Origin of the sequence: Escherichia sp. F1, from assembly GCF_046764225.1 — a bacterium.
Taxonomy (GTDB): Bacteria; Pseudomonadota; Gammaproteobacteria; order Enterobacterales; family Enterobacteriaceae; genus Escherichia; species Escherichia coli.
This window is the reverse complement of the sequence record NZ_CP177202.1, coordinates 1,282,114-1,302,181: the sequence shown is the minus strand read 5'-3', so window position 1 is coordinate 1,302,181 and position 20,068 is coordinate 1,282,114. Positions and strand designations below refer to the sequence as shown.

Below are 20,068 nucleotides of genomic sequence, written 5' to 3'. Positions count from 1 at the left end.
TCTGTACCAGCGTACGAGATGGCGCGGATTATAATGAGCAACAGGGCCGTTGACTATTGATGAAGGTAACATTTTTTTAAAATAAACCTAGTTTAAGCAACAATCAGGGACAAAACAGACTATTGCATGACAAATTTCACTGTCGCGATTTGCCCCACCTCATCCATCACCAGCAATTGATAATCGCCTTTATCCATCAAATGCAGGGTCACGTTGCGCCCGCGTTCAGTTAACGGTTCGCCATTCAGAAACCACCAGCGTTCGCCTGCCCCTCCACTTGATTGCAACGGCAAAGTCGCTTCCGCTGCGCCCGGTAAACGTTTAATAATCGCTCCATCGCGAACACCTGTCAGCTGCAGTGGGAGTTGTGCATCGTGACCGTATGGCGGGCAAATTGTCGAGGCCGGTGGTAAGCGCACAGCGCGACGTTCTGATGCGGGTAACCAGGGTTCCAGTGGTAGCGGCCAGACATTTATCATTTCTTGTCGCGCCTGAGGGCAATCAGCGGCAACACGTTTGCCGTTTTCATCCAGCCAGATGGGGAAACGAATGCCATTAATGCCTTCCTGCTCCGGCAGTAATAGAGTTGGCGGCTGGCTCCCGTCCAGTAGCCAGGTTGCCAGGCGGCGGCGACAGTTACCGTCACCTTCCGGCAAAGACTGTCCGCCCGGCCAGCAGATAACGCCACGACTTACAGAGTCAGGACGTGGGTCTTCCGGCAGATTTGCACTGCGCGACAGTAAGATATTATTGACCTGATTCAATAGCGGTACGGCACTGGCAAAGCCAAACTGACCAACAACGGGCGTGCCGTCCGGTCTGCCAGTCCAGATCCCAATGACATAGCGAGCGTTAACCCCAATCGCCCAGGCGTCACGATAGCCATAGCTGGTGCCCGTTTTCCATGCCAGTGGGGCGACGCGCGGCAAGGCACCATCCGGCAAGGGTTGCGCTTCATCAGCCATAATCCGGCGAATGATCCACGCCGCCCCCGACGACATTAAAGGCCGTTCAAGCAGCGGATCGTCAGGCTGTAAGCGCAATTTGCCTGCCTTGCCGTGGCGAGCAAACGCGGTATACGCTGCCGCCATATCTTCCAGTTTTGCACCAGCGCCGCCGAGAATGAGTGAAAGATTCGGCGCAGCACCGTTGGGCAAATATAACGGCAATCCAACATTGCGTAACTTTGCCGCAAACCGTTTCGGTCCATAGGCTTCCAGCACCTGCACAGCTGGTAAATTCAGCGAGCGCACCAGCGCCTCGCTCATGCTGATCGGCCCATGAAAACCGCTGTCAAAGTTGCCAGGTCGGTAATCACCGGTACGCCGGGGGACGTCTTGCAGCAGTGATGCCGGGTGAATCAATCCTTCATCCAGCGCCAGACCGTAAACAAACGGTTTGAGCACCGATCCTGGCGATCGGATCGCATTGACCATATCAACATGACCAAAGCGTGAATCATCGTTGAGATCAACCGAACCCACCCAGCCGCGAACACGCATATCGGTATGATCAACCACGATCATCGCCAGTGAGCTGCGCGGTGGTAATCGTCCTTTCCAGTTTTGCGCCAGTTCTTCCAGACGTCGTTGAAGACCGGCATCCAGCGTCGTAACGATTTTGTCGCTTTTGCTTTTACCGAGCATCATGCGCGAAAACAGCGGTGCCAGTTGCGGCATTTGTCGGGGTGCCAGCCAGATGGGTTCTTCCCTTGACTCTTTTACCTGCTCACGGGACCACACACCTTGCACGGCCATCCGTTCGAGCACTTTATTACGCGCGGCTTCGGCACGCTCCGGCCAACGATCCGGGCGAAGACGGCTGGGAGCTTGCGGCAAAACCGCCAGCATTGCCGCCTCGGAATAGCTTAAATTCGCAGGCGATTTTCCGAGATAAGCCCAACTTGCCGCACCGATCCCCTGCAACGTACCGCCAAACGGAGCGCGGTTAAGATACAAGGTCAGAATTTCACGCTTAGACAGATGCCACTCCAGTTGCAACGCGCGCCAGAGCTGGCGAATTTTGCCGCCAAATGTTTTGGGGTGAGGATCAAGCAGACGAGCAACCTGCATAGTGAGCGTGCTGCCACCGGAAATAACTCTTCCCGAAGTGAGATCTTGCCATGCTGCGCGCGCCACCGAGAATGGATTCACCCCCGGATGCTTCCAGAACCAGCGATCTTCATAATTGATCAGCGCTTCAAGGTAACGTGGAGAAACATCTTCGATTGTTACCGGATAACGCCAGATGCCTTCCGCATCGGCAAAGCGCCAGAGCGGCGTCCCATCCTGCGCCACAACCACTCGTGCGGGATTGACTTCATGCAGCGGTAGAGGCCAGAGTTTATCTGCTCCCCACGCTGCAAGAAAAAGGAGAAATGGCGCAGCTGCCAGCGTTATCCAGCAGCCGCGTTTGGTTAACAAGCGAGGCATTTACGGTCTGACAATCAGCAAATCTTCAGCCGCGCCGGTCGCCCGCCATTGGGGAACATACATTGATTCCACCATCGGTTGCGGTACCTGATACGTTCCCGGCGTCACCGCCCGCGCCAGATACACCAGCGTTACCGGTTGGTATTCATCAACGGCAACCGCCGCCACAAAGCGATCGTCACGGAACTCAATGTGCTTAATGCTCGCCTGCTGCATCTGGTTCAGTAAGTTTTGCACTTCGCCACCACTTTGCTCCAGGCTGGCGCTACCGTTCGCCAGATTCTGATTTTCCAGTTCCAGACCCGCAGGCAGCAGATCCACGACTAACGCATCCGGCACGCTGTTACTGGCTTTAACCTGCAACCAGACCAGCACCAGATCGCCGCTACGTAACGAGTCCAGCGATTTGCTCTTACCATCAGTACCAAGAATATGACGCTCGATTTGCAGCACATTGTTCGCCGGTAAAGGTGCGGATTGCGGATAACCGCTGGCATCCACACGCAGCCATAACGGCTGATCGCCACTGTTGGTCACCTGCAAGGCGGCAAGTTGATCGCTATTCAGATTGCTGTTTTGCGCTTTCTCGCCTGTCAGCGGCTCAGTTGAGAAAGAGGTTTGCGCCTGCCATTTACCCGGTAAATCCTGGATCGTACGGGCAGCCATGAACAACGCGTTGCTTTCCTGCGTCGATAGCCAGCGTTCACCAAACGCCTGCTGCGAAAGCGTGTTCAGCAAAGTGTTTTGCTCATCGGGTAGCAGTTTATTTTCTTCCAGCAAGGAGAGCATTAACGCGTTGTCGCGCAGTGGGCTACCGTAATCACCCAGCCATTTCCGCTCATCATTACGCGGCGTTTTCAGCGCCAGCGCAATCGCTTCTTCACTACGCGTCGCATCCCCCATGGTTTTCAGCGCAACGCCAAGTTGCAGCAGCGGTAATCCAGACGCAGCATCTGCACGATGCTCCCAGATTTCACGCAGCGCACCCAGTGGTGCTTTTTGCTGACGGGCCAGCACCAGCGCAGCGTAAGACTGTACGGCGAATTTACTGGCTTTGAGATTATCCGCGTACGGGATCGACATCATGCCCGGATCTTGTAAATAGCGCAGCAGACGCTCATTTCCCCGGTTAATGACGTCTGTCGGCACGCTGTAACCCTGCTCACCTGCGCGGACCAGGAAATCCATCACGTAAGCCGTCAGCCAGTACTCTTCGTCACCGTTTTTATCCCACAGCGCAAAGCCGCCGTTATCACGTTGCATTTGCAGCAAACGGGAAATGCCGATATCGACCGATGCACGGCGCTTCTCATCACTGTCGCCTTTGATGCCCAACGCCTGCAGTTGGGCTGCGTTGGTATAAAGTGACGGGAACAGGCCGCTGGCGGTTTGCTCAAGACAGCCGTACGGATACGCTTTTAACTCTTTGATATAACGTGCGATGTTCAGCGGTGGTTTGCCGCTCAACAACAATTGCCCTTCCAGTGTAACAGGCGAGAAGTTTTGCAATCCATCCGCCGGAATCGCCCATGTCTCACCAGGCTGCAACGCCGTACCGTAATTAACCGTTTGTGCCGGGAACGCCGGACGGACGCCGATTTTCCACTGCTTATGCTGATCGGCAACGGTTTCACCCGGTAACGCTAACCCGCTAATGGTGGCCTGAATTTCTCCATCGCCATAACCCGGCAATGCTCGCACCGGGATAAACAGCGTAGTACGCACACCTGGCGCTAATTCAACGGCTGCGGGTGAAACGCTGACCAGTTCAAGCAAACCACTGGCGGTCAGGGCAACGTTCAGTTTTTGCGGTTTATCGGTAAGATTAGTGATATCCAGCGTCAGACGCGAGGTATCGCCACTCGCCATAAAGCGCGGCATGTTCAGTTCAGCAATCACCGGTGCGGCAACTATCACTTTGCTTTCGTTGCTACCGAAGTCATCTGCCGTCCAGGCTTGCGCCATGACGCGTAGTTCACCGTTAAAATCGCCAATCGGCAGTGTAACCGAGCCTTCGCCCTGTTCGTTGAGCGTTACCGGCAGCGCCTGCTGCGCGACAATATTGACGTGATTGACCGGCGGTTTACCACCACGTTTCAGCTCATCACCATCGCCACCAAAACGCAGAGCTGCCAGACGCCCCTGACCTTCAATGACCTGACCGTAAATATCGTAAATGTCTGCACCATAGCGTTTCTGACCAAAGAACGCCTGCCACGGATCGGGGGTAACGTAATCAGTAATATTCAGCACACCGCTATCAACGGCAGACACCAGCACATTCACCTGTTTTGGCATCTCACCATTTTTATTGCTGGCTTTAATTTTCACGGTTAATGGCTGATTGGGGCGCATTTTGGTGGGGGTTTCCAGCGCCAGATCGAGACGACGGTTTTCATCGCCAAGCGGCAGATGCAACACCCCAACTGCGCGTTTTGGCGTCGCAGAGCAAGATTTATCGCCAGGACGTACCACCAGCGTACTTAAATACAAATCATGACGATTCCAGGTTTTATCGACCGGAATCGTCAGATCCAGCCCTTGAGCCGGAACATCAATCTCTTGCCACCACAGCGGCCCTTCACTGGACTCGACCATCGCATAACCTTTACCCGCCGTTGGCGCGGCGATATGCAACTTAATGGTGTCGCCAGGGCGATAACTGGCTTTATCCAGTTTCAGCGTGACACGGTCCGGACGCACTGCGCCGCTCCCGTCGCTGTTGTCCTGCCAGCTATAGCCAGCCCAGAAACGCACACTACTGACCGCTTCATTCGGCGCTTTGACTTCCAGACGATAAGCGCCCCACTCTACCGGGAAACTGACCTTGCCGGTTTCGTCCGCTTTCAGATCCAGAGTTTGTTCATTTTCAATCAGATCTTTTTGATCAAACTGTGATTGCCAGCCTTCATCTTCTGACCAGTTCCAGTAGTAATCGCGGCGTTCGCGAATCAGGCGCACCTGCAAGCCCGACACGGCTTTTTTCACGCCTTGCGCATCGCTATAAACGATGTCAAAAGCGGCGTTACTGCCTTCATCAACAATGGGCTGTTTCACCGTGCTGTCAGTGCGATAATCGTAAACCGATTTCGAGGCGAACTGCGGACGGATCCCCGGCAATGCATCGGCAGGCCAGATAGCCTGCTCAGCGCGGCGCGTCACCGGGCGACCACCTGACTCAAGCAAACTGCCCTGGAAAATAACCTGCAATGGGGAATGCGTTTCCTTCCACTGGCTTTCTGTAGAAACTTCGCCGCGCCCTTTATCATCCAGCGTCAACTGAACTTCATCCAGCGTGCGGGAAAGGTTTTCGGCAGCTATATCGCCGAATTCAAAACCAGGTAAGGCTGACACAGCCTCACGCAGTGGGCGCAGGAAAAGTTGCCCTTGCAAAGTATTACCATTAGCAGGCGCACCGTACAGGTAGTATCCCACCACGGAGAATTTCACTTCATCATTCGGCGTAAGCGAGGTTTTCTCACCGGTCAGATTCAGCGCCATACGCTCTGGCATAAAATCTTCGACGTGGAAATCCCACATCCGATACTGGTTATCGCCCGTGTTAGCGCGAATATGCCACATACCGGTTGCCGCATTGCTATCGAGTGGCCAGGTAAAGTGGTAGAGGCCATTTTCCGGCTGACTAACGACGCTCCTGAGTACCTGCCCATCGGGTTTAATCACGTCTAACTTGATGGGTTGATTGGGCAACGCTTTACCGTCTGCATCACGCAGCAAACCATTGAGGATTAACGTTTCACCCGGGCGATAAAGATCGCGCGGGCCAAACATGAAAAACTGTTTGCTATAGCCTGGCGCGCCAGCAATGTTAAATTCTGCTAAGTCCAGCGCCGGAAGTTTTAAATCGAGTAGCGTTGTCTGACCGTCTTTACGCGCCAGCAGTAATGCCGCGTTTTTATCATTTTCCAGCTGCACATGCCCCTGAGCATCACTGGTTGCCTGAGTCAGAGTCTGCCCTTTCTCATTTAATAAAGAGACTTCAATTCCTTGCTGGGCCGCGCCGTTTTCCAGACTTTGGGTAAAGATATCCAGACGATTGTGATAACGGTGAGCTGAAACGGCGATATCACTTAACGTAAACAGCGTCGCGGGATTACTGTAATCGTAACGTCCAGCCTGATTCATCACAGCCAGATACACGCCTGCCTGCTGAAGCGGTTTGATATCGCCCAGCGGCAGCAATAATTTTTCACGGGTGTTACGCGCAGGATTGAGATCAAACCGTCCGGTATAAACCAGATCCGCCATCTGCAGCAGTTTGTCAGACTGCCAGTTCGCCAGCGAATTGCGGTATTCCCATTGGCTAATGAATGCAGGCAGAGATTCGGGCTTCACACGGAAGAAGTTAACATCAACATTGTTAACGTTGAGCGCCATTACCGGCAGCCCTTCAATAACTTTACCAGGTAACAACGAACCACGGCTGGCAAAACCAACGCTGGGTTGGATATCGCGGGTAGTTATAGTTTTTTCGTAATCTTTACTGAAGGTTGCGTTGTTGAGTGCTTTGACCTCCTTGCCAATAGTGACGATCAAATCACGTTTCGGTTCGAGGTGGCGTAAACGCAACTCTTTAAGATTATCTGACAGCTCCCAGGCACCATCCACTTTGCCGCTTTTCTTATCGACGACATGGATAACGCGTGAGAAATCCTGATCCGGGTCGAGAGGAATGGAGAACGTCAGCACCAGCGTGGCTGCGCCATCAAGTTGAACTTCAGAGAGATCCAGCAATGTCAGCGCCTTACCGGCACTCTGTTGGGCCAGTTTTTGTCGCTCCGGCGCGGAAAGTTTTGCTGAACTCACGTTTTCTGAAGAGGCCGCTTTAGTAACTTCAGAAGGCGCATCTTTTTTCACCGCTGTTGGCGCGTTATCGTTGTTGTCGCACCCTGCCAGCGCCAGCATTAGCATGCAGGCGGCTACGCGTAACTTTTTCATTTTTCATCCCTGCCACAATGGCCCGTTAGCAACGTCGAATAATTATTATGCGTGAGAATTTACGTTATGTAATTCAGTATCACGCCCATACAATCCGAATTTTAGTGAGAATTGTGGCTCAGACAGCCAAATCAGCCTCTTTTGCTTGTCGCATTTCACTAAACATCCGACAATTTAGCCTAACCCCGGCAAAAATGGAGATGCCTATGTCCACGACATGGTTTGTAGGAGCCGACTGGCTCGCCGAACATATTGATGACCCGGAAATTCAGATTATCGATGCCCGCATGGCGTCGCCTGGACAGGAAGATCGTAACGTTGCTCAGGAGTATCTGAATGGACATATTCCCGGCGCAGTGTTTTTTGATATCGAAGCGCTTTCTGATCACACTTCCCCGCTTCCGCACATGCTGCCGCGCCCGGAAACGTTCGCCGTGGCGATGCGTGAGTTAGGCGTTAACCAGGATAAGCACCTGATTGTCTATGACGAAGGTAATCTTTTCTCAGCCCCACGAGCATGGTGGATGCTGCGCACCTTTGGTGTAGAGAAAGTGTCGATTCTGGGGGGTGGACTTGCAGGCTGGCAGCGCGATGATCTGCTGTTAGAAGAAGGTGCAGTAGAGCTGCCGGAAGGAGAGTTTAACGCCACGTTTAATCCTGAAGCCGTGGTGAAAGTCACCGATGTGTTATTGGCAAGCCATGAAAATACGGCGCAAATTATTGATGCCCGCCCGGCTGCACGTTTTAACGCAGAAGTTGATGAACCTCGCCCAGGTTTACGTCGCGGACATATTCCCGGTGCATTGAACGTTCCGTGGACGGAACTGGTGCGCGAAGGCGAACTAAAAACGACCGATGAACTGGATGCGATATTTTTTGGTCGCGGCGTCAGCTATGACAAACCGATTATCGTCAGCTGCGGCTCTGGTGTAACGGCAGCCGTGGTTTTGTTGGCACTCGCGACGCTGGATGTGCCAAACGTGAAACTGTACGACGGCGCATGGAGTGAATGGGGCGCACGAGCAGATTTACCGGTTGAGCCCGTAAAATAAGCTTTTTACAGGCAATAAAAAACCGCCGAATTTGGCGGTTTTTTATTGCTGGTCTGGTTCGCGGCCTTTCCAGCAGATTGTATTACTGCAAGTGTATCTCGTCTACTCAATACTCGCTTTATGCATCAACGATGTCAAGTAGATAAAAAAGGATAGATTTTGAATTCATTTAGCTTATCAGTCCGAATTCAGACAAATATAAACAAATCCCGCTTAATATTAAAATATACTAACTGGTAAAAGATATTAGTTAAACGTGTAACTTCACTTTCTTTAAACAACAAAAAACCGCCAAAATCAGGCGGTTATTTGTTGCTGGTTTGGTTCGCGGCCTTTCCAGCAGATTGTATTACCGTAGTAATGCAAGCGCGTCTCAGCGGACACAATACTCGCCAGTAACTCTCTCTTTGTCAAGTAAAAGAGAGTTATTATTGTTCTGTTAGTGTATTATCCACTGCGGACCTTTCCGCCGTCTCGCAAGCGGGCGCTGGCTCAAGGAAAGGATGTTCCGCGACCGTTAGGGCAAGCGCGTCTCAGCGCTTGCTATCGCGGCAATATCGCCAGTGGTGCTGTCGTGATGCGGTCTTCGCATGGACCGCACAATGAAGATACGGTGCTTTTGTATCGTACTTATTGTTTCTGGTGCGCTGTTAACCGAGGTAAATAATAACCGGAGTCTCTCCGGCAACAATTTATTGGTTGTTAACAACCTTCAGAACAGCAGGTAAGCCCGAATGCCGCCCTTTGGGGCGGCATATTTTAGATTATCCGGTTCTGTTTAAAGTCACGCAAAAAACCACCCCAGCGACGTTCATAGAATGGCACAATATGTTCGGTAATAAAGTGGCTAATTCCTTTTTCCCCTTTTTTCACCTGACAAATATCGATGGGTTCATCGCCAGGTAATGTATCGGTCGCTACACTTCCCGCCGCCTGAATAATTTCTTCGATATCACCATCGGCTTCAATGCCAATAAGTAAATTAGGCTGTGCCTCTTCGTTCTCTTTAATTGAACAAATAAAAGCACGCTTCACCGGCTTAATAGTTTTAAATAAGGTGGTGAGAGAATCAATCATTTGTGCTGGTGGCTCTGCGACTTCCGATAATATCAGCGATTCACCGCCCTCCAGTACTTCCTGGCTGCTCAGCGGATTTCCTTCTTCACCAATCAACAAACTGATTTCACGCGGCATAAATTCTTTACCGGTTGGCAGTTTGGCATTAAGGAAGAGCGTTTCGCCAAGGGTCATCTCAAACAATGTGCGAACGGGCATTACGACAAATGCCTGTTCGTCTTCAACCGCCTGTTGAAGTGCTTCTAACGAGGTGAAAAAAGGAATGACGCTGGTGCCATCTTCTTTTTCCCAGTGCTGTAAATCAAGCGCGCTATCTTCAACCACAGCCTCGCCCTGCGCCGCCGTACCAGGCACCCAGACGGTGGATTCCAGTAGCGTACGGAAAAAGGCCGGGCGGTGCGCCGGTTCGGTTGCTGCTTTTTCCAGCAGGTCTTCAAGTTCATTTTTTGTTTCGGACATAAGAACCACAATTCATTCAACGTTCGGGGCACAAGTACCTGATACGCCACGCTTATCAGGCCTACAAGGGAGTCGCAATCTATTGGATTTTCGCAATTTGTAGGCCGGATAAGGCGTTTACGCCGCATCCGGCATATTAGTTTACGCCGTTAACAGATTAGCAATCGTGCGCACACCAAGTCCCGTAGCACCCGCAGACCACTGTTCAACCGGCGCTTTACGGTAAGTCGCCGAGCAGTCGATATGCAGCCAGCCTTGCTGATAGTTCTCAACAAAGTGCGACAGGAAGCCCGCCGCCGTGCTCGCACCTGCCGGATACGCCGCGCTTCCGGTATTGTTCAGTTCGGCAAAGTTAGACGGCAGCTGGCTGCGGTGGAACTCCGCCAGCGGCAGACGCCAGAACGGTTCATTCTCCTGCGCGGCACTCGCCAGCAAGCGACCGGCAAGCGCATCGTCAAAACTGAACAGCGCGTGATAATCATTACCCAGCGCAGTTTTCGCCGCCCCGGTGAGGGTCGCCGCATCAATGATCAGTTCCGGTTTCTGCGCACTGGCATCAATCAGGCCATCGGCCAGCACCAGACGCCCTTCCGCATCGGTGTTCATCACTTCAACTTTTTTACCGTTGCGATAGGTAATGATATCGCCCAGCTTGAACGCATTGCCGCTGATCAGGTTATCCGCACAGCAGAGGAACAGCTTCACGCGCTTGTTCAGTCCGCGCGTAATGGCAAACGCCAGCGCTCCGGTAACCGTTGCCGCGCCGCCCATGTCCGACTTCATCGAGTCCATAAATGCGGTCTGTTTGATGCTGTAGCCGCCGGAATCAAAGGTGATGCCTTTACCAACCAGGCACGCGTACACTGGCGCTTCTTTATCGCCAGTTGGGTTGTAATCCAGCGCCAGCAATACCGGAGAACGTTCTGAACCGCGTCCGACCGTGTGCAGCCCCATATAACCTTGATCACGCAGATCTTCACCTTTGGTGATCCGGTAAGTCACACGATCGCCCGCGACATTGCTGATCAGATCAACAGCACGCTGTGCCAGTTGCGATGGCCCCAGTTCTTCCGCCGGTGCGTTGATGGTGTCACGCACCCAGTCGATGATCATCAGGCGGTTATCCAGTTCCTGCCGTTGGGCATCGTCCAGATCCGGCCACTCCACTTTACGTGTGCCTTTCGGGGCTTTGTAACCTTGCCAGAATGCCCAGCAGCGATCCGCATCCCAGTCTTCACCGCTTAACTGAACATGCTTGATGCCCAGACCGTCAATCTTGCGCGCCGCACGCTGGATCAGCCCCAGATCGTCTGTCCCGTTCAAATGCAGGGTAATGCCATCATTATTAATGCTGTAAGTCGCTTTTTCTCCCCAGCGCGCGTCGGCAGGTTGGGTAGAGAGGGTAATCTTCATCGCTTCTGTCATTTTAGTTATCCTTATTCGTTTAACAGCAAAACGGGCTACCCCCAGGCAGCCCGTTCATTTACTCGGCCTCGTCAAGCCAGACTAACAAAATCGCTTCGAGGATTTTCTCGTTGGATGCCTGCGGGTCGTCGTCGAAATCTTCCAGCTCGCAAATCCACTGATGCATATCGGTGAATCGAACCGTTTTCGGATCAAGATCGGGATACGCATCGTACAGTGCTTCGCCAATTTCGCGGCTATCGGTCCACTTAAGTCCCATACTAACCTCTGTTAATGCTCACGCGCATGGTTGATAGTGTAACGCGGGATTTCGACCACTAAATCTTCGTCGGTAACGCGCGCCTGGCAGCTTAAACGGCTTTCCGGCTCCAGTCCCCAGGCTTTGTCCAGCATGTCGTCTTCCTGCTCTGAGCTTTCCGGCAGCGAGTCAAAACCTTCGCGAACGATGCAGTGGCAGGTGGTGCAAGCACAGGATTTTTCACAGGCGTGTTCAATCTCGATACCGTTACGCAGCGCAACGTCGAGAATGGTTTCACCACTATTCGCTTCCAGAACAGCGCCATCAGGGCAGAGATCCTGATGAGGCAAAATAACAATCTTTGGCATATTAAACCTCGTCCACGGAATGGCCTTTCAGCGCACGACGAACCGACTGGTCCATGCGGCGAGCGGCGAAATCCTGGGTTTGTTTGTCTACGTTTTTAATCGCTTGTTCGATGGCGTCAACATCATCGCCCTGCGCCACTTCACTAAGGTGAGCAGCAGCATCGTCAATGACCTGACGCTCTGCGGCGCTTAACAGCGCGGCATCAGCAGCCAGCGCGCCGTGCAGACTTTCCAGCACACGCGCCGCTTCTACTTTTTGTTCTGCCAGCATTCGGGCTTTTACGTCCTGCTCGGCATAGCTCATTGAGTCTTTGATCATCGAGGCGATTTCGCTGTCGGTCAGGCCATAAGAAGGTTTGACCTGAATAGACGCCTCAACGCCGGTGGATTTCTCCATCGCCGTCACGCTCAAAAGACCGTCGGCATCGACCTGGAACGTCACGCGAATATGCGCGCCGCCAGCCGGTAGCGCCGGAATACCACGAAGCGCAAAACGCGCCAACGAGCGGCAGTCCTGCACCAGTTCGCGCTCACCCTGCATTACATGGATAGACATCGCCGTCTGACCATCTTTAAAGGTGGTGAAATCCTGAGCGCGCGCCACCGGAATAGTGGTATTACGCGGAATCACTTTCTCCACCAGGCCGCCCATCGTTTCGAGGCCCAGCGACAGCGGGATCACATCCAGCAACAGCATTTCGCTGTCCGGCTTGTTACCCACCAGAATATCCGCCTGAATCGCCGCGCCAATAGCGACGACTTTATCCGGGTCGATAGAAGTCAGCGGTGGACGACCGAAAAATTCGCCTACTCGTTCACGCACCAGCGGCACGCGAGTAGAACCGCCAACCATCACCACTTCCAGCACTTCATCAGCTTCTACGCCAGCGTCTTTCAGCGCGCGACGACAAGCCAGTAAGGTTCGTTTTACCAGTGGCGCGATCAGTTCGTTGAATTGTTCACGGCTGATTTCGCCCTGCCAGCCCGCAACATTCACAGTCACGGAGTCCGCATCGCTCAGCGCGATTTTGGCTGCAATGGCGGCATCCAGCAGTTCACGCTGAACGCGGTTATCGCTACGATCAGGAATGCCCGCCTGCTCGCGAATGTAATCCGCCAGCAGATGGTCGAAATCATCGCCGCCGAGCGCGGAATCACCGCCGGTTGCCAGCACTTCAAACACGCCGCGACTTAAGCGCAGAATGGAAATATCAAACGTCCCGCCACCGAGGTCATAAACGGCGATCACGCCTTCCTGACCGGAATCCAGCCCGTAGGCGATAGCCGCAGCAGTCGGTTCGTTAAGTAAGCGCAGAACATGCAACCCCGCCAGACGCGCCGCGTCTTTGGTGCCCTGACGCTGGGCATCGTCAAAGTACGCCGGAACGGTGATAACTACACCATCCAGCTCGCCTGCCAGGGCTTCAGTTGCCCGCGCCGCCAGTGCTTTGAGGATGTCCGCAGAAACGCGCACCGGGTTTAGCAGCCCCGCCGCCGTTTCAATCATCGGAAGGCCGTTTTCGCTGGCCTGGAATTGATAAGGCAGATGCGGATAGCGTTGCTGGATATCAGCCAGCGAGCGCCCCATCAGGCGTTTAACAGAACTAATGGTGTTGGCGGTGTCAAGCGCTGCGTTAGTACGCGCGTCATAACCCACCGAATGCCCTTGCTGTTGATAGTGAACAACAGACGGCAGCAGGTGACGGCCTTCATGGTCGGCTAACGTTTCGGCCTGACCGCTGCGCACTGTCGCCACCAGCGAGTTGGTTGTGCCCAGGTCAATACCGGCCGCCAGACGACGCTGATGCGGCGCAGCACTCAAACCAGGTTCACTAATTTGTAATAAGGCCATGTTTAGCTTCCAGAAATTAAAAATCGAGCAGTTTTTCTTCGAGTTGTTCGGCACTGCTTCGCAGTTTATCGAGAAAACGCAGCTTACGCACGGTATCCGCCGCCGCGTCCCACGTCTCGTTGTCTAACTGTTCAACCATCAACTGATGGCGGGTATCAAACATCTTTTTCACACGTTTGATAAAGCTTTCCAGCCGCGCTTCATCTTTCGCCTGTTCGATCTCGTCCAGTTCTTCGCGCAGTTCCAGCTGTTCCATCAGGAACGCGGTGTCGCGCACAGTATGCTGCTCGCTGGCGAGATCAAAACCGTGCAAAGAAAGCAAATATTCCGCGCGCATTAACGGATGACGCAGCGTTTGCCAGGCCTGGTTAATGGTTGCAGATTGCTGTACGGCGGCGAGTTGTTCCGCCTGGCTTCCGCTGGCGAATTTATCAGGATGATACTGACGTTGTAGATCCTGAAAACGCAGGCTCAGCGCCTGGGTATCGAGTTGATAACGGGCAGGCAAGCCAAAGAGGGTGAAGTAATCCATAACATTCTCAGGGCTGCGATCCGCCGCGATAACGGCGAATCAGGTAAAACAAACCCCACGCGCAGGCGACCACGGTGGGGTTATCGGTATGCGCATCAAACGTGGAAGCTTTCGCCGCAACCACACTCATCTTTAACGTTCGGGTTGGTGAATTTAAACCCTTCGTTCAGGCCTTCTTTTACGAAGTCCAGCTGCGTACCGTCCAGAAATTGCAGGCTTTTGCCATCGACCACGACTTTCACGCCTTTGTCTTCAAACACGATGTCTTCCGGCGTCGGTTCGTCAACAAATTCCAGTACATAAGCCATACCTGAACATCCGGAGGTTCTCACGCCCAGACGCAGGCCAAACCCTTTGCCGCGGTTAGCCAGAAAGGTATTTACTCGCGCTGCTGCACTGTCGCTCAGTGTAATCGACATAACCAAACCTCAACTCTTATTTTGCTTCACGTTTGCTTTTATAGTCCGCAATGGCGGCTTTGATCGCGTCTTCTGCCAGAATAGAACAGTGAATTTTCACCGGCGGCAGTTCAAGTTCTTCAGCAATATCGGTGTTTTTGATCGCCTGCGCTTCGTCGAGAGACTTCCCTTTCACCCATTCGGTGACCAGGGAGCTGGAAGCGATAGCAGAACCGCAGCCGTAAGTTTTAAAACGCGCGTCTTCAATGATACCTTCATCGTTGACTTTAATCTGCAACTTCATTACGTCGCCACAGGCCGGTGCACCCACCATGCCGCTGCCGACGTTCTCGTCGTTGTTGTCAAAGGAACCCACGTTACGCGGATTCTCGTAATGGTCGATAACTTTTTCGCTGTAAGCCATTATAAATTCTCCTGATTCCGATACCGATTAATGATGTGCCCATTCGATGCTGTTCAGATCCACGCCCTGCTTGTACATTTCCCACAGCGGAGAAAGGTCACGCAGACGACCGATGGATTTACGAACTAACTCGATGGTGTAGTCGATCTCTTCTTCAGTAGTAAAACGACCTAAAGAGAAACGGATAGAGCTATGTGCCAGCTCGTCGTTCAGCCCCAGCGCGCGCAGCACGTAGGACGGTTCGAGGCTTGCTGACGTACAGGCGGAACCTGAAGAAACCGCGAGGTCTTTCAGCGCCATAATCAGCGACTCACCTTCAACGTAGTTGAAGCTGACGTTGAGAATGTTCGGCGCACCGTGTTCCAGGTCACCGTTCAGGTAAACTTCTTCGATATCTTTGATGCCGTTCCACAGACGGTTACGCAGGCCGCGCAGACGTTCCATCTCGGTCGCCATCTCTTCTTTTGCGATGCGATAGGCTTCGCCCATACCAACGATCTGGTGAACAGGCAGAGTGCCGGAACGCATACCGCGCTCGTGACCGCCGCCGTGCATTTGCGCTTCGATGCGTACGCGCGGTTTACGACGCACATACAGCGCACCGATCCCTTTCGGGCCATAGATTTTGTGACCGGAGAATGACATCAGGTCAACTTTCAACTGGCTCAGGTCGATAGGCAGTTTGCCCACGCTCTGGGTTGCATCAACGTGATAGATAATGCCGCGAGCACGGCACATTTCGCCGATAGCCGCGATATCCTGCACCACGCCGATTTCGTTATTCACGTGCATGATAGAAACGAGGATGGTGTCGTCACGCATCGCTGCTTCCAGTTCTTTCAGGTCGATAATGCCATTACGCTGCGGTGCCAGGTAGGTGACTTCGAAACCTTCGCGCTCCAGCTGACGGCAGGTATCCAGTACCGCTTTGTGTTCGGTTTTACTGGTGATGATGTGCTTGCCTTTTTTCTGATAAAAGTTGGCTGCACCTTTGATCGCCAGGTTGTCAGATTCGGTTGCACCAGAGGTAAAGACGATTTCACGCGGGTCAGCGCCGACCAGATCGGCAATCTGATTACGGGCGATATCTACCGCTTCTTCAGCCTGCCAGCCGAAACGGTGAGAACGGGAGGCCGGGTTACCAAAGGTTCCGTCCATCGTCATAAACTGCATCATTTTCTCGGCAACACGCGGGTCCACCGGCGTGGTTGCGGAGTAGTCGAGATAAATCGGTAATTTCATTGCTCTATAAACTCCGTACATCACTCAATGCAAGGAACCAGGCTACCGGCTGGATGTACGACCGTGTTTACGGAGCGCGATACGCCCCGGCCTGATTCTGAATTCTTTTTATTAAGCGCGTAACTTAACGTCGATCGCGTCTTGTGTGCGGGTGCGTGGCGCGTCGTGAGTATGCTGACGACCAGACACATCCAGCACTTCCTGGTTATTAACCAGTTCGCCTAAAGTAATGTTGTTGAGAAAACCGGTGAGACGGTCGCTCAAATCACGCCACAGCGCGTGGGTCAGGCATTTATCGCCGCCCTGGCAGCCGCCTTTACCCTGACAACGGGTGGCATCTACAGATTCGTCAACGGCGCTAATCACTTCGCCAACGGCGATGCTGCTGGCATCTTTGCCTAACAGATAACCACCGCCTGGTCCACGTACGCTGGAAACCAGACCATTTTTACGCAGACGGGAAAACAGTTGTTCCAGATAAGAAAGGGAAATTCCCTGACGTTCGGAAATATCAGCCAACGGTACCGGGCCCGCTTCAGAGTTGAGCGCAACGTCAAGCATTGCGGTCACGGCATAGCGCCCTTTAGATGTCAGTCTCATGTCTTACTTCACCTCAAACTCGCCCCTGCCCGGGGTTTTTTATTGTAAAAGTGGGGGTATTGCATAGCAGGGTCAAGTCTGACATTCCCGAGTAAATTGGTCAACTATTTACTTGACTGATTTAGTCGGGTATTTAACCTTCAGTGCCATTTTTTTATCGTGGCGTTTGTACCTGTTGTCGGATGCGACGTGAACGCCTTATCCGACCTGAGGCTCTGTGCACTGCAGGCCTGATAAGACGCGTTAAGCGTCGCATCAGGCAACCACTATTATTCGGCCTTATTACCTTTATTCTGCTGCTCTATAGAAGCCAGAATCCCGCGCAGGATATTCAATTCCTGGCTTTCCGGGCGCGCACGGGTAAACAAACGACGCAATTTATTCATCACCTGCCCCGGATGGTTTTCACGGATAAAACCGGTTGCCAGCAGCGTTTGTTCCAGATGACCATAAAAACGCTCCAGATCATCGACCAGCGGATACGGCGTCTCTTCATGCTCGACCTGCTCACCATTTTCCTGAGTTGCAAGCCAGGCCATGCGCACTTCATAGGCAATAACCTGAACCGCCATCGCCAGGTTCAGCGAACTGTATTCCGGGTTCGCAGCAATCGCGACATGATAATGGCATTTCTGCAACTCTTCATTGGTCAAGCCAACACGCTCGCGACCAAAAACCAGCGCCACCGGGGTATTTGCCGCTTCAGCGACGCTTTTCAGACCGCATTCGCGCGGGTCGAGCATCGGCCACGGCAGCGTGCGGGAGCGTGCGCTGGTGCCCACCACCAGGCTACAACCGGCTAACGCTTCGTCGAGCGTATCGACGATATGAGCATTACCAATCACATCGCTGGCCCCTGCTGCCAGGGCAATCGCCTGGGAGTCAGGTTTCACCAGTGGATTAACCAGCCACAGATTGGTTAATCCCATTGTTTTCATGGCACGGGCAACAGAACCCATATTGCCGGTGTGTGACGTCTCCACCAGCACAATTCGAATATTTTGCAGCATTGTCTTTCTTCGTCTAAAGATTATTCGCGCATCTTATCATAAAACGAAGACAGATGCCGATCTCGCTGCTATACTCTGCGCCGTTTTCCCGTTCTTTAACATCCAGTGAGAGAGACCGATGCATCCGATGCTGAACATCGCCGTGCGCGCAGCGCGCAAGGCGGGTAATTTAATTGCCAAAAACTATGAAACCCCGGACGCTGTAGAAGCGAGCCAGAAAGGCAGTAACGACTTCGTGACCAACGTAGATAAAGCTGCCGAAGCGGTGATTATCGACACGATTCGTAAATCTTACCCACAGCACACCATCATCACCGAAGAAAGCGGTGAACTTGAAGGTACTGATCAGGATGTTCAATGGGTTATCGATCCACTGGATGGCACTACCAACTTTATCAAACGTCTGCCGCACTTCGCGGTATCTATCGCCGTTCGTATCAAAGGCCGCACTGAAGTTGCTGTGGTTTACGATCCTATGCGTAACGAACTGTTCACCGCCACTCGCGGTCAGGGCGCACAGCTGAACGGCTACCGTCTGCGCGGCAGCACCGCTCGCGATCTCGACGGTACTATTCTGGCGACCGGCTTCCCGTTCAAAGCAAAACAGTACGCCACTACCTACATCAACATCGTCGGCAAACTGTTCAACGAATGTGCAGACTTCCGTCGTACCGGTTCTGCGGCGCTGGATCTGGCTTACGTTGCTGCGGGTCGCGTTGACGGTTTCTTTGAAATCGGTCTGCGTCCGTGGGATTTCGCCGCAGGCGAGCTGCTGGTTCGTGAAGCGGGCGGCATCGTCAGCGACTTCACCGGTGGTCATAACTACATGCTGACCGGTAACATCGTTGCTGGTAACCCGCGCGTTGTTAAAGCCATGCTGGCGAATATGCGTGACGAGTTAAGCGACGCCCTGAAGCGTTAATGACTCTGGCGGGTGATGTCACTCACCCGCCCTCGCCTTTCAGGCGCTATTCCGAAATACTTCCTCACCGCTTTACTTTCTTTCGCCACTCTCCCACCATCTTTCCCCGATTAATGGATGATAAAGAAGTCGCAAGGAAAGGTTATGGCGCTGCCAGTGAACAAACGCGTTCTCAAAATTCTGTTTATTCTCTTTGTTGTTGCCTTCTGCATTTATTTAATACCGCGCATCGCCATCAATTTCTTCTATTATCCTGACGACAAAATTTACGGTCCCGAACCCTGGTCGGCGGAATCCGTCGAATTTACGGCTAAGGACGGTACTCATCTGCAAGGCTGGTTTATCCCTTCTTCGACGGGCCCTGCTGATAACGCCATTGCTACCATTATTCATGCTCACGGCAATGCCGGAAATATGTCCGCCCACTGGCCGCTGGTCAGTTGGTTACCCGAGCGTAATTTCAACGTTTTTATGTTTGATTATCGCGGGTTTGGTAAATCAAAAGGCACGCCGTCCCAGGCCGGATTGCTGGACGATACGCAAAGTGCCATCAATGTGGTGCGCCATCGCAGTGATGTAAACCCACAACGGCTGGTGCTGTTCGGGCAGAGTATTGGCGGGGCGAATATTCTGGATGTTATTGGTCAGGGTGATCGTGAAGGCATACGTGCGGTGATCCTCGACTCCACATTTGCCTCTTATGCGACCATCGCCAACCAGATGATCCCCGGCAGTGGCTACTTACTTGATGAGAGTTACAGCGGCGAAAATTACATCGCCAGCGTCAGCCCGATCCCGCTTTTACTGATTCACGGTAAAGCTGATCACGTTATCCCATGGCAGCACAGCGAAAAGTTGTATAGCCTGGCAAAAGAGCCAAAACGGTTGATCCTAATCCCGGATGGCGAACACATTGATGCTTTTTCCGATCGTCACGGCGATGTTTATCGCGAACAGATAGTGGATTTTATCCTTAGCGCGTTGAATCCGCAGAACTAACCCATGATCGCTAGCACGATAATCATTCACAAAACTACCTTAAGACATGCTAATCCACTGGTCAGAACAGTTTAAGATG

At 52.9% G+C, this 20,068-nt stretch carries 17 protein-coding genes; 4 read left to right on the top strand and 13 right to left on the bottom strand.

Features of this window, described 5'->3' with window-relative positions; genetic code table 11:
• Nucleotides 1–119: 119 nt before the first annotated feature.
• Nucleotides 120–2,432, bottom strand: coding sequence for a peptidoglycan glycosyltransferase PbpC (pbpC, locus tag ACK8NJ_RS06225; protein ID WP_001137705.1), 2,313 nt, complete (start codon nucleotides 2,430–2,432; stop codon nucleotides 120–122).
• The gene (gene yfhM / locus ACK8NJ_RS06220) at nucleotides 2,433–7,391 is read right to left on the bottom strand and encodes an alpha2-macroglobulin (protein WP_411962254.1); all 4,959 of its coding nucleotides are present in this window, start codon (nucleotides 7,389–7,391) and stop codon (nucleotides 2,433–2,435) included. It abuts the gene before it with no gap.
• 206 nt (nucleotides 7,392–7,597) lie between these two features.
• Between yfhM and sseA the strand changes: the two genes are divergently transcribed.
• Nucleotides 7,598–8,443, top strand: a complete 846-nt coding sequence (gene sseA, locus ACK8NJ_RS06215; RefSeq protein WP_042064202.1) for a 3-mercaptopyruvate sulfurtransferase — start codon at nucleotides 7,598–7,600, stop codon at nucleotides 8,441–8,443.
• 602 nt (nucleotides 8,444–9,045) lie between these two features.
• Complete coding sequence (timP, locus tag ACK8NJ_RS06210) at nucleotides 9,046–9,171, top strand: small toxic inner membrane protein TimP (RefSeq protein ID WP_004974226.1); 126 nt, start codon at nucleotides 9,046–9,048, stop codon at nucleotides 9,169–9,171.
• 31 nt (nucleotides 9,172–9,202) lie between these two features.
• On the opposite strand, the gene sseB is transcribed toward timP, so the two are convergent.
• The 11 genes from sseB to trmJ form a co-directional block, all read right to left on the bottom strand.
• Entirely contained in the window at nucleotides 9,203–9,979 is a 777-nt protein-coding gene (gene sseB / locus ACK8NJ_RS06205; protein ID WP_001521057.1) for an enhanced serine sensitivity protein SseB, read from the bottom strand.
• A 141-nt stretch (nucleotides 9,980–10,120) separates the two neighbouring features.
• Nucleotides 10,121–11,404, bottom strand: coding sequence for an aminopeptidase PepB (gene pepB, locus ACK8NJ_RS06200; protein ID WP_000133605.1), 1,284 nt, complete (start codon nucleotides 11,402–11,404; stop codon nucleotides 10,121–10,123).
• A gap of 58 nt (nucleotides 11,405–11,462) precedes the next feature.
• A complete protein-coding gene (iscX, locus tag ACK8NJ_RS06195; protein ID WP_000523619.1) occupies nucleotides 11,463–11,663 on the bottom strand; it encodes a Fe-S cluster assembly protein IscX in 201 nt (66 codons plus the stop codon).
• A gap of 11 nt (nucleotides 11,664–11,674) precedes the next feature.
• A complete protein-coding gene (gene fdx, locus ACK8NJ_RS06190) occupies nucleotides 11,675–12,010 on the bottom strand; it encodes an ISC system 2Fe-2S type ferredoxin (RefSeq protein WP_001124471.1) in 336 nt (111 codons plus the stop codon).
• A gap of 1 nt (nucleotide 12,011) precedes the next feature.
• Nucleotides 12,012–13,862 (bottom strand): Fe-S protein assembly chaperone HscA, encoded by a 1,851-nt coding sequence (gene hscA, locus ACK8NJ_RS06185; RefSeq protein ID WP_001196613.1) that lies wholly within the window; start codon nucleotides 13,860–13,862, stop codon nucleotides 12,012–12,014.
• A gap of 16 nt (nucleotides 13,863–13,878) precedes the next feature.
• On the bottom strand, nucleotides 13,879–14,394 hold the full coding sequence (gene hscB / locus ACK8NJ_RS06180; RefSeq protein ID WP_000384413.1) for a co-chaperone HscB: 516 nt from the start codon (nucleotides 14,392–14,394) through the stop codon (nucleotides 13,879–13,881).
• 95 nt (nucleotides 14,395–14,489) lie between these two features.
• Complete coding sequence (gene iscA, locus ACK8NJ_RS06175) at nucleotides 14,490–14,813, bottom strand: iron-sulfur cluster assembly protein IscA (protein WP_000028953.1); 324 nt, start codon at nucleotides 14,811–14,813, stop codon at nucleotides 14,490–14,492.
• A gap of 16 nt (nucleotides 14,814–14,829) precedes the next feature.
• Nucleotides 14,830–15,216 (bottom strand): Fe-S cluster assembly scaffold IscU, encoded by a 387-nt coding sequence (gene iscU / locus ACK8NJ_RS06170; protein WP_000331707.1) that lies wholly within the window; start codon nucleotides 15,214–15,216, stop codon nucleotides 14,830–14,832.
• A gap of 27 nt (nucleotides 15,217–15,243) precedes the next feature.
• Nucleotides 15,244–16,458 carry a cysteine desulfurase gene (gene iscS, locus ACK8NJ_RS06165; protein WP_001295373.1) on the bottom strand — a complete coding sequence of 405 codons (1,215 nt, stop codon included), beginning with the start codon at nucleotides 16,456–16,458 and terminating at the stop codon, nucleotides 15,244–15,246.
• A gap of 111 nt (nucleotides 16,459–16,569) precedes the next feature.
• The gene (gene iscR / locus ACK8NJ_RS06160; RefSeq protein ID WP_001241357.1) at nucleotides 16,570–17,058 is read right to left on the bottom strand and encodes a Fe-S cluster assembly transcriptional regulator IscR; all 489 of its coding nucleotides are present in this window, start codon (nucleotides 17,056–17,058) and stop codon (nucleotides 16,570–16,572) included.
• A 269-nt stretch (nucleotides 17,059–17,327) separates the two neighbouring features.
• Nucleotides 17,328–18,068, bottom strand: a complete 741-nt coding sequence (gene trmJ / locus ACK8NJ_RS06155) for a tRNA (cytosine(32)/uridine(32)-2'-O)-methyltransferase TrmJ (RefSeq protein WP_000940019.1) — start codon at nucleotides 18,066–18,068, stop codon at nucleotides 17,328–17,330.
• Between the two features lie 118 nt (nucleotides 18,069–18,186).
• Between trmJ and suhB the strand changes: the two genes are divergently transcribed.
• Nucleotides 18,187–18,990 carry an inositol-1-monophosphatase gene (gene suhB, locus ACK8NJ_RS06150; protein ID WP_000553451.1) on the top strand — a complete coding sequence of 268 codons (804 nt, stop codon included), beginning with the start codon at nucleotides 18,187–18,189 and terminating at the stop codon, nucleotides 18,988–18,990.
• 144 nt (nucleotides 18,991–19,134) lie between these two features.
• Entirely contained in the window at nucleotides 19,135–19,989 is an 855-nt protein-coding gene (locus tag ACK8NJ_RS06145) for an alpha/beta hydrolase (RefSeq protein WP_042003007.1), read from the top strand.
• Nucleotides 19,990–20,068: the final 79 nt, after the last annotated feature.

Bases quoted from the DNA above. Each gene is read 5' to 3' on its own strand.
- pbpC (WP_001137705.1), bottom strand. From the start codon at position 2,432: ATGCCTCGCTTGTTAACCAAACGCGGCTGCTGGATAACGCTGGCAGCT.
- yfhM (WP_411962254.1), bottom strand. From the start codon at position 7,391: ATGAAAAAGTTACGCGTAGCCGCCTGCATGCTAATGCTGGCGCTGGCA.
- sseA (WP_042064202.1), top strand. From the start codon at position 7,598: ATGTCCACGACATGGTTTGTAGGAGCCGACTGGCTCGCCGAACATATT.
- timP (WP_004974226.1), top strand. From the start codon at position 9,046: ATGAAGATACGGTGCTTTTGTATCGTACTTATTGTTTCTGGTGCGCTG.
- sseB (WP_001521057.1), bottom strand. From the start codon at position 9,979: ATGTCCGAAACAAAAAATGAACTTGAAGACCTGCTGGAAAAAGCAGCA.
- pepB (WP_000133605.1), bottom strand. From the start codon at position 11,404: ATGACAGAAGCGATGAAGATTACCCTCTCTACCCAACCTGCCGACGCG.
- iscX (WP_000523619.1), bottom strand. From the start codon at position 11,663: ATGGGACTTAAGTGGACCGATAGCCGCGAAATTGGCGAAGCACTGTAC.
- fdx (WP_001124471.1), bottom strand. From the start codon at position 12,010: ATGCCAAAGATTGTTATTTTGCCTCATCAGGATCTCTGCCCTGATGGC.
- hscA (WP_001196613.1), bottom strand. From the start codon at position 13,862: ATGGCCTTATTACAAATTAGTGAACCTGGTTTGAGTGCTGCGCCGCAT.
- hscB (WP_000384413.1), bottom strand. From the start codon at position 14,394: ATGGATTACTTCACCCTCTTTGGCTTGCCTGCCCGTTATCAACTCGAT.
- iscA (WP_000028953.1), bottom strand. From the start codon at position 14,813: ATGTCGATTACACTGAGCGACAGTGCAGCAGCGCGAGTAAATACCTTT.
- iscU (WP_000331707.1), bottom strand. From the start codon at position 15,216: ATGGCTTACAGCGAAAAAGTTATCGACCATTACGAGAATCCGCGTAAC.
- iscS (WP_001295373.1), bottom strand. From the start codon at position 16,458: ATGAAATTACCGATTTATCTCGACTACTCCGCAACCACGCCGGTGGAC.
- iscR (WP_001241357.1), bottom strand. From the start codon at position 17,058: ATGAGACTGACATCTAAAGGGCGCTATGCCGTGACCGCAATGCTTGAC.
- trmJ (WP_000940019.1), bottom strand. From the start codon at position 18,068: ATGCTGCAAAATATTCGAATTGTGCTGGTGGAGACGTCACACACCGGC.
- suhB (WP_000553451.1), top strand. From the start codon at position 18,187: ATGCATCCGATGCTGAACATCGCCGTGCGCGCAGCGCGCAAGGCGGGT.
- ACK8NJ_RS06145 (WP_042003007.1), top strand. From the start codon at position 19,135: ATGGCGCTGCCAGTGAACAAACGCGTTCTCAAAATTCTGTTTATTCTC.